A 13,788-nucleotide genomic window follows, 5' to 3' on the forward strand; every position below is an offset into this window, starting at 1 on the left:
ATACCAATTTGTAACTCAATCTTTACAAATTTTCTTCGCTTGTCGCCGGAAATAAAGTGTGACCTGGTTAACAAAAGTGCGGCCTTGAGTGAACATGAAATCAGAAACGATTCAGGCAGTGAGTATGGACTATGAGTAAAGCAACTCAATATGTGGCCCGTCACCCGGGCAGTGATGGCCGAATAGATTACCCGCAGGACGAGCACGCCATCTGGCAGGAGCTGTATGCCCGTCAGGAACACAACTTGCCGGGACGTGCCTGTGACGAATACATGCAGGGACTCAAGGCGTTGGACTTGCCCAAAGACAGGATCCCGCAACTGGGTGAGCTGGATGCCGTGTTGCAGGACACCACGGGCTGGAAGACGGCGGCGGTGCCGGCGCTTATCTCATTCGGGCGCTTCTTTGAACTCCTGGCCAACAAGGAGTTTCCGGTGGCAACTTTTATCCGCAGCAGGGAGGAGTTTGATTACCTGCAGGAGCCGGACATCTTCCATGAGATTTTTGGTCATTGTCCCTTGTTGACCAACCCGGCCTTTGCTCATTTCTCCCATATTTATGGTCAGCTGGGGCTTGATGCCAGCAAGGAAGACAGGGTCTTTTTGGCGCGTCTCTACTGGTTTACCGTGGAGTTTGGTTTGCTGCGTACCCAGACCGACGGCCTGAGAATTTACGGTGGCGGCATTTTGAGCTCGCCGGGCGAGACGCTGTACGCCTTCAGCGACACACCGGAGCGCAGACCCTTTGAACTGCTGGATGTGTTGCGCACTCCCTATCGGATAGACATTATGCAGCCCATCTATTACGAGATAGAACATATCGATTTTATGGATGAAATCGCCCGCATGGACATTATGAAGGCGATTACCCAAGCCAAACGACTGGGACTCTTTACCCCCAAATTTCAACCCAAAGCCAGCTGATACTGGCGGTAATGGCCTGCGTGCAAGCATGCTGGCCACTTTCAAGGAGATGTTATGACTGAACTGGCCAATATGAAGTGCGAAGCATGCCGCGCCGATGCTCCCAAGGTGACAGATGCCGAGCTTGCCGAGCTTATTAGGATGATCCCGGATTGGGGCGTACAGGTGCGCGATGGCATCATGCAGCTGGAGCGGGTTTACAAGTTTAAAAATTTCCGGCAGGCAATGGCCTTTAGCAATAAGCTGGCGGACTTGGCTGAAGAAGAGTTTCACCACCCGGGGATCCTGACCGAATGGGGCAAGGTGACTGTGACCTGGTGGTCGCATTCCATTAAGGGGTTGCACCGTAACGACTTTATCATGGCTGCCAAGACAGACCAGTTACTAGATTAATCTTTTCCTAATATATTCAGTGTGTTGATTGTCTCTTCACACTGAATCCTTTCCCTTTGTTACAAATCCGCTGTAAAGCGAGCTTGCCACTTGTGTCAGAACCTTCTAACGTATAGGGCGCATTTTTACATCGCCTGCCGACCTCTTCATGCAGGCGATAATCCCAAAGAATCTGAATTATAAAAGGGAATGACAGTTATGCGCTTGGAAGTCAGTTGTCAGGATCGCGTTGGTTTAGCCAAGGATATTTTAATGGTGCTGGAGCGATACGGGATTAACCTTATCGCTATCGACGCCAGCAACAAGGGATTCTTATATTTGCAGTTTGCCGAGGTCGGCTTTGAGACCTTGAGTGAGTTGATGCCCCAAATCCGTAAGGTGGAAGGGGTGCACGACGTCAGAACCGTTTCCTTTATGCCCTCGGAGCAGGAGCATTACGCCCTCAAAACCCTATTGAAAACCCTGCCGGATGCCGTGTTTTCCCTCGACGGTAAGGGACGTATTCGTATCGTCAACGAGTCGGCCTTGCTTATTCTGGAAATGGCCGAACATGAAGTAATAGATGAATCCCTCAATCACTGGGTGCAAGGCTTCAATTTTGGTCGCTGGCTCAGTGAGCCCAAGGTGTTGGCGCAGGCTACCCGGGTTGCTATTGGCAACAACGAGTATCTGGCCGAGATGCTGCCCATTTATCTGCCGGATGAAAACGACAAGAGTATTCTCGCCGGCGCCGTGGTGGCACTCAAGTCACCTGCGCGGGTGGGCAAACAGTTCAACGCGCTGCAGAGCCAGAGCAGTGGCTTTGATTCCGTGCTGGCCGTCAGCGACAAGATGAAAGAGGTACTCAAGCAGGCCAAGCGTATGGCACAACTGGATGCGCCTTTGCTGATCACCGGAGAAACCGGCACAGGCAAAGAGCTGATGGCCAGGGCTTGTCACGATGCCAGCATGCGGCGGGAGAAACCCTTTATAGCCATCAACTGCGCCGCCATGCCCGACAGTGCCGCAGAAGAGGAGCTGTTTGGTTATGTCAGTAAGGGTGAAGTGGTTAAGCGGGGTTTCTTCGAAGAAGCCAAGGGCGGCACCGTCTTCCTCGATGAAATTGCCGAGATGTCCAAGGCCGCTCAGGTCAAATTGTTGCGCTTGCTGCAGGATGGCAGTTTCCGCCGTATCGGCGGCGATGTAGAGGTGCGCGCCGATGTCCGTATCATCTGCTCGACCCAGAAGAATTTGGCGGAGCTTTGTCAGACCGGTGAGTTCCGTGAAGATCTCTACTACCGCATTCATGTACTGAGTTTCCACATGCCGGCGCTGCGTGAACGCAGGGTCGATATTATCCCGCTGACGGAAATGTTCCTTGAACACTACAGCCAGCAGCTTTCCAGCCCGGTGCGGCGGATCTCGGCGTCCTGCCGCGATCACCTGTTGACCTATGCCTGGCCCGGTAACGTGCGGCAACTGAAAAACGCCGTGTTCAGAGCGGTATCCATGTGGGACGGTTCGGCCGAATTGACCATAGAACAGTTGAAGCTGCCTTCCTATGCCGAAGGTTTTGGCTATTTCGACAAGGAGTTTGAAGGCACCTTGGATCAGGCCATGAAACAGTTTGAAGCCGGTTTGCTGCGGCGTCTCTATCCGGCGTACCCCAGTACCCGCCAGTTGGCGAAAAAGTTGGGGGTATCCCACACCGCCATTGCCAATAAACTCAGGGAGTATGAGATCAGCAAGAAGCGCTGAAGCCCTGTAAAGCGGATTTGCCGCCGGAACGGCTGAAATTTAGGCTATCTTTGAGCGCAAAGCCTTTGCCGGCGCTTGCTGATGGCAAGCGTCAGTGAAAGTTTACAAACTCGTTCCCGTGCGGGCTAAATGTGAAGTGAGTCACAGAGTTTTCATTGCCCGCGGCATGAGGTATTACTGGCGGGATAACAGAAACGGATTGAGCCGGGCACATAGCCTGATGAAAACCATTAATCCGGGCAGAGACAGGAAGGAGCAGGTATGAAATTAGCGACATATGACAATGGACGCCGCGATGGTCAACTCATGTTGGTCAGCCGGGATTTGAAGAAGACAGTGGCTGTCCCCGCCATAGCCCAGACCATGCAGCAATTGCTTGACAGTTGGTCACTGCTGGAACCTCAGCTCAGAGAGCTTTCCGATGCCCTGAATGCCGGCATGTTGGATAACACCCAGGACTTTGACGAGAGCCGTTGTTTGTCACCTTTTCCCCGCGCTTACCAGTGGGCCGACGGCAGCGCTTATGTCAATCATGTTGAGCTGGTACGTAAGGCCCGCGGCGCCGAAATGCCGGAGTCTTTCTGGACAGATCCCCTGGTCTATCAGGGCGGTTCAGACAGTTTTATCGCTCCCAGAGCCGATATCCCGCTGGCAAGCGAAGATTGGGGCATAGACTTCGAATCGGAAATTGCCGTGGTTACAGATGATGTACCCATGGGCGTGAGTGCTGAAAACGCCGCCTCTCACATCAAGCTGTTGATGCTGGTTAACGATGTGTCGCTGCGTAACCTGATCCCGGCCGAGTTGGCCAAGGGCTTTGGCTTCTTCCAGTCTAAACCTTCCAGCAGTTTTTCGCCGGTGGCAATCACACCGGATGAGCTGGGGGATAAATGGCAGGATACCCGGGTTCATCTGCCGCTGATCACCCATCTGAACAACGAGCTGTTCGGCAAGCCCAATGCCGGGGTGGATATGACCTTCAACTTTGCCGAGCTGATCGCCCATGTCACCAAGACCCGCCCCCTGGGCGCCGGTGCCATCATAGGTTCGGGCACCATTTCCAACTATGACAGAAGCGCAGGTTCCAGCTGTTTGGCCGAAAAGCGCATGCTGGAAGTGATTGCCGAGGGCAAGGCGGTGACGCCATTTATGGGCTTTGGAGACAGGGTCAGAATCGAAATGCTGGATGATGCCGGGCACAGCATCTTCGGCACGATAGATCAGCAGGTAGTTGAGTATATAGCCGAGTAAAATAACTCGATAACAAAACGGGGCTCTCTGAAGCCCCGTTGGTTTTTATACCGGCTTGGTATTGCCTTCGAATGTGTCAGCGTTAAGGCTTTGGATAAAACATCACCAGAGCGGAGTCGCAATCTAAGGCTAGCGAGCTTTGGGAGAACAACTTATGTTGAAATTATATGGTTACTGGCGCTCCAGCGCCGCTTATCGGGTGCGGATTGCGCTCAACCTCAAGGGGCTTTGCGCCGAGCAGCTCTCGGTTCATCTGGTGCGCAATGGCGGCGAGCAGCATCAGGCTGCTTTCAAGGCGCTAAACCCGCAGGAGTTGGTTCCGGCTTTGGTGGTGACGGATGACACCGACGAGCGCGCCGAGTTGGTGTTGTCCCAATCGCTGGCGATCATTGAATATTTGGATGAAGCCTTTGGCGGTGAGGCGCTGTTGCCGGGTGATATTGAGCAGCGGGCGCTGGTCAGGGCCATGGCGATGGGGATTGCCTGTGAGATCCATCCTTTGAACAACTTGCGGGTGTTGCAGTATCTGACCGGGACGCTCAAGTTGGATGAAGCGGCCAAGAATGATTGGTATCGCCACTGGGTCGAACAGGGCTTTGGTGCATTGGAGCAACAGCTGCAGCAGTACTCGGGCCGGTATTGTTTCGGCGACCAGGTCAGCCTGGTGGATATCTGTCTGGTTCCCCAGGTTTATAATGCCAAACGTTTTAATATCGATTTGTCTCCTTATCCCAATATATGTCGTATTAATGATGAGTGCCTGACTCTGTCGGCCTTTATTGATGCAGCACCTGAAAATCAACCAGATGCCCAGTAGTTTTATTATTTTATAGTCATCTATGCGGTGACTATAAAATAACCTTAAAAATACCCCGCGCTTGAAAAACCTCTCTTATAAAATGATACCTTTCTGTTAATAACAGGCTTTTGGAAAATAAAATCCGCTCGGCAATTTGTAACTAATTATTTAAACAATATGCTGTTTTTATTACATTTTTGGTGTGGATTATATAGGAAATTGTTTTTAGATTTATAGGTTTACCATTTCTTTATTTAGTCTTTTATAAAATGTCTAAAATAACGTATTTCGTATCGTATGTAGGATTTTTCCTGCTTGTTGTTTTTCTCTTATTGAATTAGTTGTTACATGTGATACACATGTTAATGCTTGGTTTTTGCCAAGCTATAACAATAAAAATACGCCATACCTATTAAACATTTGCTTCCGAAACCTGTTTTCGGCGGTATGGCGTTTTATTATCAAAAGGAAAAGAAGTATGCATAAGTCGATTATTGCGCTGAGCATAGCCGCAGTCTTATTGGCGGGGTGTGGCAGTGACAACAAGAAGGCACCTGAGCCGGTTAATACAGCCCCTGAGAGTCAGGATGTGACCTATGACGTTCGTCAGTCGGTACGCCTGGATGGTCAACTGGAAGGAAGAGATGCCGAAGGAGGGATAACCTTTTCGTTAGTGGATCCCGGCGAAGTCAAGCTAGGGACTTTGACCATCAATGATGCAGCCAAGGGCAGTTTCAGCTACCAGACCGATACGCTGGAAGGCACAGAAGTCGTGCGCTTCAAAGTCAGTGACGGCAAGAGCGAGTCTGTCTCAACGCTGACATTGCGTATCGACGGTGGCGACCCTTTGTATCAGCATCAGTGGCACTTGAAAAACACAGGCCAAAATGCCTTTGCCAAGAATCGCGGTGTGGCCGGTGAAGACATGAATGTCAGTGATGCTATTGCCTCAGGTGTTACCGGTAAAGGCGTTATTGTTGCTGTGGTAGATGATGGTCTGGAGATTAGTCACCCGGATCTCAAGGCCAATGTTATTGAAGGCGGCTCCTATAACCTGATCACCGGCACTATCGATCCTACGCCATTTGCCGACAGTGCTTCGCACGGTACTTCTGTTGGTGGGATCATAGCCGCTGCCGGTTGGAATGGTCTTGGCGGCCGCGGAGTTGCCCCCGATGCCAACCTTATCGGTTTTAACTTCCTGGATAGGGATCCCAGCGGTAAGGTCAAGAGCGTGCAAACCTTTGAGAATTTCGCCAAGTCCCACGGTGCCAGTGCTTACAGTGACAATGCCAGGGTGTTTAACCAGAGTTATGGACGTCAACCGCTGAAAGCCGACTCAATGAAAGAGAATGAGTATGAGGTTTATCAACAAGTTACCACTAAAAGCTTTGATAGTAGAGGTAGTGTTTTTGTTAAATCGGCGGGTAATGGTTTTCGCTATAACTACTTAGGGCTCAATTCTTTGGGGATACCTCAATTCCTATTACCTGGAGATTTTTTTAGCGCTGAAGCGGAAAACAAGCCTGCAAATAAAGGGTTGCCTTACCACAACGCCAATATGTCTCCAAATAACACCAATCTTTATAATATGGTGATCAGTGCAGGAAGTGCAGATGGTAAACTCAGCAGTTACTCATCGGTGGGGGCAAATGTTTTTGTTAATGCTCCTGGTGGTGAATCTGGTGATGAAGACCCTGCGATAGTGACCACGGACAGAGCCGGCTGTGACAAGGGGAGTTCGGTGGCCGAAGAACGCCCAGGAACGCCTTTTGACGGCGGCCTACACCCACTCAACTTAGAGTGTGACTATCGCTCTACCATGAACGGAACTTCGGCAGCGGCGCCAAATGCCAGTGGTGCAGTCGCCATGATTATGAGTGCCAACCCATCACTTTCATGGCGTGATATTAGGCATATTCTGGCATCAACATCTACTCAAGTAGATGCTGATATTGCCGCTATCAGAGTTCCACTGAACGATGCTGCTAATTCCCCAGTGTATGAAGCTGTGCCTGCTTGGTTTACTAATGCTGCAGGGTTCAAGTTTCATGATTTTTATGGTTTCGGCCGTATCGATCTCAGTAAGGCTGTTGCCATGGCTAAGGACTACAAGGTGGAACTTGGCGAGTATCAGGTGAGTGATTGGCAAACTCATAAAGATCTGAATGAGGCTATTCCCGATGGATCTTTGAAAGGCGTCAGTGATGTCCAGAATTTTGGCTCGGACTGGGTGGTTGAAGGAGTTCAAATTACACTTTCGGCAGATCATAAACGTTTAGCAGATCTAGCTGTAGAATTGATTTCACCGTCAGGTACCCGCAGCGTCTTGATGACACCGTACAATGGCTTTATTAACGGTGTACTTGATAATGCTCCCGGATATGAAAATACTCCCATGTTGTCCAATGCTTTCTATGGTGAGAGCGCCAAAGGAGATTGGACTCTGAGAGTTATCGACGTTAATAGCGGCGAGCTGGGGTACATTTACCGGGTTGGAAGAACTAACGTTGAAGAAGAGCTAATGGATAATGAGGCCAATGGCATACTCAAATCTTGGTCTTTGCGTATTCACGGTCATCAGGCTGTCAAAGCATCATAAGGAGAATGGACATGAAAAGTATCACAATGACGGTTGCGGCATTACTCATTACAACCATGCCTCTTATATTGCATGCAGCTCCTTTACCTAAGGAGGGGTCTGCGTTGCAAAAGATGCTTCCTGCTAAGCCAAATAAGGACACCTTGTTGGTAAAATCCGGCGATAAGATTGTTATCGCAGATACGCTGATAAAAGATCAGCCTCTAGTTAATAGTGATGGCAAGGTTATCGCCATACCTACGGGAAAGCTGATTGTAAAATTGGCTGATGGCGTATCAGCTGCTGATTTTTCGCAAAGTTATAATCTACGTTTGGATTGGCAAAGCGATAATAATCTTACCTTGTTGGCTGTCCCTGAAGGTGTGGACCTGTTGAAGTTACTGGAGTCGTTGAAGCAACATCCTCAGGTTCTCAGAGCTGAATTGGACTTAGCGCAGGATTTTTATCAACCTTGGTAATCAAGTTCGATAAGAGTTTTCCTTGTTTGATAAACCGCTATGAATACTTATAGTGGTTTGAGTAGAAGAAGGGCAGAAGCTTTGGCTTCTGCCTTTTGAATTTTGTAATGGCTACTATACCCTACAAATTTCATTCATTTTCTCAAACAAGGGATTTGAACAGAGGTGAAGCTCTTACTTATTGGCCAGCAAAAACTCCACAAAGGCCCGGTCGGCCTGGCTTACCGGGCGCTGTTTCTTCCAGGCAATATGCAGGTCGAGATGTACAGGAGGTGCGAAGGGCAGGGCTATGATGTCATCTCTTTCATTGATCACCATTTCCAACACACTGGTGACGGCAAATCCTTGACTTACAATCTGTTTTATCAGGTTTATCAGGTTGGTTTCAAAGGCGATCCTAGGCTCGAGTTGCAGCTCTCTGGCTCGGCTCAGCATCCATTCACGATGAAAATAACCGGGTTTGAACATCACTAACTCATGGGCGAAAAACTGCTCCAGCGTTACGGCCTCATTTGTGGCCAAGGGGTGTTCAGGGCTTGAAGCTACCACCATCTGCTCTCTAATTAACAGACAGGACTCGAACTCAGGCTTGAGATCCTGGGCCGTGATAATCGCTATATCCACCTCTTCCTGCTCCAGCATCCTCAGGGCATCGCGGGTGCCTCCCTCAAACAGAGACAGCTTCAAATCCGGATACTGATGGCGAAAAGCCATCACCCGTGACGGCAGGTAGAAAGAGCCCAACATACCGGGCACGGCAATTCGCACTTCGCCCTTGGCCAGCTCGGCCATGGCCCGGATATGGGCCTCTGCCTGACTCAGCTGTTTGAGGATCAATACCGCATGTTGATGCAGCGCCAGCCCTTCGGCAGTGAGGCGAATGCCGCTTTCCTGGCGGCTGCCACTACGGTCGACCAGAGTGACGCCGAGAGATTGCTCCAGTCGCTTGATACTCTGACTGAGGGCGGGTTGGGCCAAATTCAGCTTCTCTGCTGCTCGGGTAAAACTGCCGTACTTAACCAGGTTATCCAGGTGTTTTAGTTGTCGGATGTCCACGTCTCGCCTTACTCTTGCGGATAATCTTGAGGAAGTTTTTCAAGCATAACAAAAATTGATGAAATCGATATTATTTATCTATTATTGTTATGCATTGCCCGGTGCTAACCTTGTTATGGTGAATCCTTTGCTAATTTAAGAGGTCGGAGTGACTAAGGTCGAAGCCGTTGGCCGGCATGCGCGTGATACCCGTTTGATTTGGGCACTGTGCGTGGCATCAGTGGTGGTTTATATCAATCTGTATTTGATGCAGGGGATGCTGCCCTTGATTGCCGAGCATTTTCAGGTAACGGCAGCCAAGTCGACTCTGGTGCTTTCTGTCACCAGCTTTACGCTGGCGTTTTCCTTGCTTGGTTATGCCATAGTCTCGGACAGGATTGGCCGTCACAAGCCGATAGTTATCAGCCTCTGGGCCCTGGCGCTGTCCAATATCTTGTTGGTATTTGTTAAAGATTTCAATGCACTGGTGGCGGTGAGGTTGCTTCAGGGGATATTGCTGGCGGCTGTACCGGCCATCGCCATGGCTTATTTCAAGGAGCAGCTCAGACCTGAGACCATGCTCAAGGCCGCGGCGGTTTACATTACCGCCAACAGTTTCGGTGGCATTATCGGTCGGCTGTTTGGCGGGCTGATGTCGCAACATCTATTATGGCAGGATGCCATGTGGCTGCTGCTGGCGGTGAGTCTGTTTGGGGTGGCACTGGTCAGCTATTTACTGCCCAATGCCGTCAGCGCCGCCAAGCGAGAACGGCTGCCGAAACAGTGGCGTTTCTGGCGCGGTGGCAGTGAAGACTTACGGGGCTTTGTGCATCACCTCAAGGATAGTCAGATGCGACTGGCTTACCTTATCGGTGGGCTGGCATTTATGATGATGGTCAACCAGTACAGCTTTATTCAGTTGCACTTGATGGCACCGCCTTATGATTGGAGCCGGTTTGAGGCGACGCTGATTTTCCTCTGCTACTCAAGCGGCACACTGGCGTCTTATTACACCGCCAGGTGGATCGCCCGCCATGGGCAGTTGCCTCTGTTCAGAATTTCCTTGCTGCTGATGTTGTGCGGCAGTCTGCTGACTCTGCTGGATACCCAGGTGTGGATCTGCGTAGGCTTTTTGCTCACCTCCTGCGGTTTCTTTATTACCCACAGTTGCTGTAACTCCTTTGTGGCCATGCGCGCCAGCAGCCACAGGGCCAAGGCCACTTCATTATATCTGTGCTGCTATTACCTTGGCGCCGCAATGGGAGGCCCTTTTTTGATGCTGTTCTGGCAGCGAGGCGAGTGGCAGGGCGTGGTGATGGGATCCATGGTTTTGCTGTTTTTGACTTCGCTGGCGGTTTGGCGCCTTGGCTGGCGGCAAAAACAGCCGCTCAGCCAGGAGATGGATACGCCTCAAGGGGCATCGTTGAGGTAATCTTTACGCTCAAGACCATATTTGCGCATCTTGTCGTAGAGGGTCTTGCGCGGTAGCTCCAACTGTTCCATGGTCAGCTTGATGGAGCCCTTGTTGTGCGCCAGGGCTTCTTCAATCAGCAGTCTTTCGAAAAACTCCACCCTTTGAGTCAGTGACATGCCGCTTTGCAGGCTGTCACTGCTGCCTATGGCGCCGGCAAAGGCAGCCTCGGCGCCAAGCAGAACATAACGTTCCGCCAGATTTCTCAATTCGCGCACATTGCCGGGCCATTCATGGGTACTGAGACGGGCCTGCTGTTCACCGCCAAGGGCAATCAGCGCCTTGTGGTAGCGGGCCGAAGCAATACGGGCAAAGTGCAGAAACAGCAAGGGAATATCTTCCCGTCGCTCCCTCAGCGGCGGAATGGCCACAGTCACCAGATTGAGACGATAGAAGAGATCTTCGCGAAAGCTGCCCTGGCGGCACAGTTCTTTGAGGTCGACCTTGGTTGCGGCAATCACCCTGATATCCAGTGCTATGGATTTATTGGAGCCCAGACGCTCGACTCTCCTGTCTTCCAGCACACGCAGCAACTTGACCTGCAATGCCATAGGTGTGCTCTCAATTTCATCGAGGAACAGGGTGCCGCCGTTGGCGTACTCAAACTTGCCAATCCGGGTCTTGTCGGCGCCGGTAAAGGCTCCGGCTTCGGCACCGAACAGCTCACTCTCTATAATGTTTTCCGGGATAGCACCACAGTTGATGGCGACAAAGTTGGCGCCGTGTCTGGGGCTGTGATCGTGCAGGTAACGGGCAACCAACTCTTTGCCAGTGCCGGTTTCACCCTCGATCAGGATATCGGCCGGGGTATCCAGCACCTGGTGGATGAGATGGCGCATCTGACGGATACCCGGACTGTTGCCGAGGATCCTGGGGCCTGGCAGGCTCTGGGATTCCAGCTCCTGCTTGAGCTTACGGTTCTCCAGCGTCAGGCTGCGCTTGTCCAGTGCCCGCTTGACGACATCCAGAATATGCTCGTTGTTGAAGGGTTTTTCCAGAAAGTCATAGGCGCCCTGTTTAACGGCGCTGACCGCCATGGCGATATCGCCAAAGCCGGTGATCAGTATCACCGGCAGATCGGCATCCAGCTGTTTGATTTGCTGCATGACACTGATGCCATCCATGCCGGGCATGTTGACATCGGTAATGACCACTCCCATCCAGTCGCGGCTGAGGTGGCGCAAGATCTCTTTCGGTTGGGTCGATGCCTTGGCACTGATGCCTTCGAGTTCAAATAATTGGCTCAGCACTGTGCCTATATGGGGTTCGTCGTCCAGGATCAGGACTGTGTATTCTTGTTCGCTCATTGGGTTTCCTCGCCGCGGTACAGAGGCAACAGGATCTGAAATACAGCGCCACCTTCGGCGGCGTTGGCGACGCTGATGGAGCCCTGCATGGATTCGACAATTCGGCGGGAGATGGAGAGTCCCAGACCCAATCCCTGTCGTTGGCTGGTGGTAAAATAGGGTTCGAAAATTTTCTCCATCTGGCTTTCGTTGACGCCTGGGCCGGAATCCTGAATACGGATACAAAGCATCTCTTCTACGCTGATGCTGATGGTCAACAAACGCTCATCGACTCGTTGCATGGCGACTATGGCGTTGCTTATAAGGTTCACCAGTACCTGTTGCAGGCGTATTTTATCGCCGTAGAAGCACCAGGGCTTACCCGGGAGCTGCAGTTCGAGCCGGACCCCCTGCTTGTCGATTTCCGGATGCACTATGGTCAGCGCCTCCTGCACGGTTTCATTGATACTGGTGGGCTTGTCCTGGCCCTGGCTCTTGCGGGTGAAGCTCTTGAACTGGGCAACTATTTCCGCCAAGCGGTCGGTCAGGCTGATGATGGTGACCAGGTTTTCCTGTGCCTTGTCATGCATGCCCCGACCAAGAAAGGTTTGAGTGTTTTGGGCATAACTGCGCAGCGCCGCCAATGGTTGATTGATTTCATGGTTGATGCTGGCAGACAGACTGCCGATGACAGTCAGCTTGGCGGCCTGGATCAGTTCATCCTGGGTTTGTTTCAGTTGGGTGTTGGCATCTTCCAACTCCCGGGTACGTTCTTTGACCCTATGTTCCAGCTGGCTCTGGGCCTGGCGCATGCGTCTTAGGTTACGGCGCCGCTCGATACTGAACAGCAGCCCCAATGCCAGCAACAGAAAGATACTTGCGGACAGCAACATAACAGGGGGCAGTGAACGATACAAAGGTGCCACAGGCGTCAGCACATGCACATACCAGCCTACCTTGGTCATTTCATTGCGGGTATCCAGATATTGGGCCCGGCCTTGATCGTTTTCTATCCGATATAGTGCCCTGTGTGCGGGTGTTTCCTGCCGGTAGGGCGGATCTATCCTGAGTTCCTGCAGCTTACGGTTGGCATAACGGCGGCTAAGGGTTATCTGTTGCAACCTTTCCGCTGCCAGGGGTTGCAGTGACCTCAGGCGCCAATTGGCAATACTGGCCAGAAAGATGACTTCATCCTCACCGCTGATGGCCAGTTCATACTGGCCCGCCTTGGCCAGCCCCGTCATCTGCTCTTCAATATCGGCAATATCGACCTTGACCACTATGACACCGAGTACTTTACCCTGATCGTAAATCGGGTAGGAGAAATAAAACCCCCTGGTGTTGGACGAGGTGCCGACGGCGTAATAGCTGCCCAGCCTGCCGGCTATGGCTTCTGTGTAGTAGGGGCGAAAGGCATAATTCTGACCGATGAACGAATAGGCTTGCTGCCAGTTACTGGCGGCAATAGCATCCCCTTGGCTATTGAGCAGATAGATATCAGAGGCTTCGGTGACATGCTGTATTTCTTCAAAGTACTTGTTGATTTTGCTGATTTCGCTCTTGTCTGCGCTACTCTTGATTACCCGGGCCAACATGGGGTTGGTGGACAGCACATGGGGAATACTCTCATAGCGAATGAGAGCGCCTTCAATAAAGCCTATGACTTCGCTGAGCTGTTTGTCTGCCAGGGCCTGGTATTGGGTGAATCCCTTATCCAGATGGTACCAGTAGGTCAGTTTGAGGGTAATAAACAGACCCGTCACCAGCATGGTGGTGATAAGCAGGCGCTTTCGGGTCTTGTTGTTGAGCGGCATCTTATTGTCCCGGCGTTAT

General features: G+C 51.4%; 11 protein-coding genes. 8 read left to right on the forward strand and 3 right to left on the reverse strand.

Going from position 1 to position 13,788, the window contains the following annotated elements; all coding sequences use genetic code 11:
* Positions 1-131: 131 nt before the first annotated feature.
* From phhA to ACSHSR_RS07305, 7 genes are all read left to right on the forward strand, one after another.
* The gene (gene phhA / locus ACSHSR_RS07275; protein ID WP_479631382.1) at positions 132-923 is read left to right on the forward strand and encodes a phenylalanine 4-monooxygenase; all 792 of its coding nucleotides are present in this window, start codon (positions 132-134) and stop codon (positions 921-923) included.
* Positions 924-977: 54 nt separating this feature from the next.
* Positions 978-1,316 carry a 4a-hydroxytetrahydrobiopterin dehydratase gene (locus ACSHSR_RS07280; RefSeq protein ID WP_025010903.1) on the forward strand — a complete coding sequence of 113 codons (339 nt, stop codon included), beginning with the start codon at positions 978-980 and terminating at the stop codon, positions 1,314-1,316.
* 198 nt (positions 1,317-1,514) lie between these two features.
* Positions 1,515-3,053: a transcriptional regulator TyrR gene (gene tyrR, locus ACSHSR_RS07285; protein ID WP_208149762.1), complete on the forward strand. Its 1,539-nt coding sequence runs from the start codon at positions 1,515-1,517 to the stop codon at positions 3,051-3,053.
* Positions 3,054-3,314: 261 nt separating this feature from the next.
* Positions 3,315-4,304 (forward strand): fumarylacetoacetate hydrolase family protein, encoded by a 990-nt coding sequence (locus ACSHSR_RS07290; protein ID WP_025010901.1) that lies wholly within the window; start codon positions 3,315-3,317, stop codon positions 4,302-4,304.
* 157 nt (positions 4,305-4,461) lie between these two features.
* Complete coding sequence (maiA, locus tag ACSHSR_RS07295; protein WP_208190774.1) at positions 4,462-5,121, forward strand: maleylacetoacetate isomerase; 660 nt, start codon at positions 4,462-4,464, stop codon at positions 5,119-5,121.
* Positions 5,122-5,581: 460 nt separating this feature from the next.
* Positions 5,582-7,705: a S8 family serine peptidase gene (locus ACSHSR_RS07300; RefSeq protein WP_479631383.1), complete on the forward strand. Its 2,124-nt coding sequence runs from the start codon at positions 5,582-5,584 to the stop codon at positions 7,703-7,705.
* 11 nt (positions 7,706-7,716) lie between these two features.
* Entirely contained in the window at positions 7,717-8,163 is a 447-nt protein-coding gene (locus ACSHSR_RS07305; protein WP_052658087.1) for a hypothetical protein, read from the forward strand.
* 174 nt (positions 8,164-8,337) lie between these two features.
* Here the strand turns inward: ACSHSR_RS07305 and ACSHSR_RS07310 are convergent, their stop codons facing one another.
* Positions 8,338-9,219 (reverse strand): LysR family transcriptional regulator, encoded by an 882-nt coding sequence (locus tag ACSHSR_RS07310; RefSeq protein ID WP_096142301.1) that lies wholly within the window; start codon positions 9,217-9,219, stop codon positions 8,338-8,340.
* Positions 9,220-9,367: 148 nt separating this feature from the next.
* Between ACSHSR_RS07310 and ACSHSR_RS07315 the strand changes: the two genes are divergently transcribed.
* A complete protein-coding gene (locus tag ACSHSR_RS07315; RefSeq protein ID WP_045282643.1) occupies positions 9,368-10,630 on the forward strand; it encodes an MFS transporter in 1,263 nt (420 codons plus the stop codon).
* Here ACSHSR_RS07315 and ACSHSR_RS07320 read toward each other — a convergent pair.
* Positions 10,609-11,976 carry a sigma-54-dependent transcriptional regulator gene (locus ACSHSR_RS07320; RefSeq protein ID WP_107353375.1) on the reverse strand — a complete coding sequence of 456 codons (1,368 nt, stop codon included), beginning with the start codon at positions 11,974-11,976 and terminating at the stop codon, positions 10,609-10,611. The two genes, ACSHSR_RS07315 and ACSHSR_RS07320, sit on opposite strands and share 22 nt — an antisense overlap.
* Positions 11,973-13,769 (reverse strand): sensor histidine kinase, encoded by a 1,797-nt coding sequence (locus ACSHSR_RS07325; RefSeq protein ID WP_219004287.1) that lies wholly within the window; start codon positions 13,767-13,769, stop codon positions 11,973-11,975. The genes ACSHSR_RS07320 and ACSHSR_RS07325 overlap by 4 nt, the downstream gene beginning before the upstream one ends.
* Positions 13,770-13,788: the final 19 nt, after the last annotated feature.

Source organism: Shewanella sp. VK101 (genome assembly GCF_056497865.1).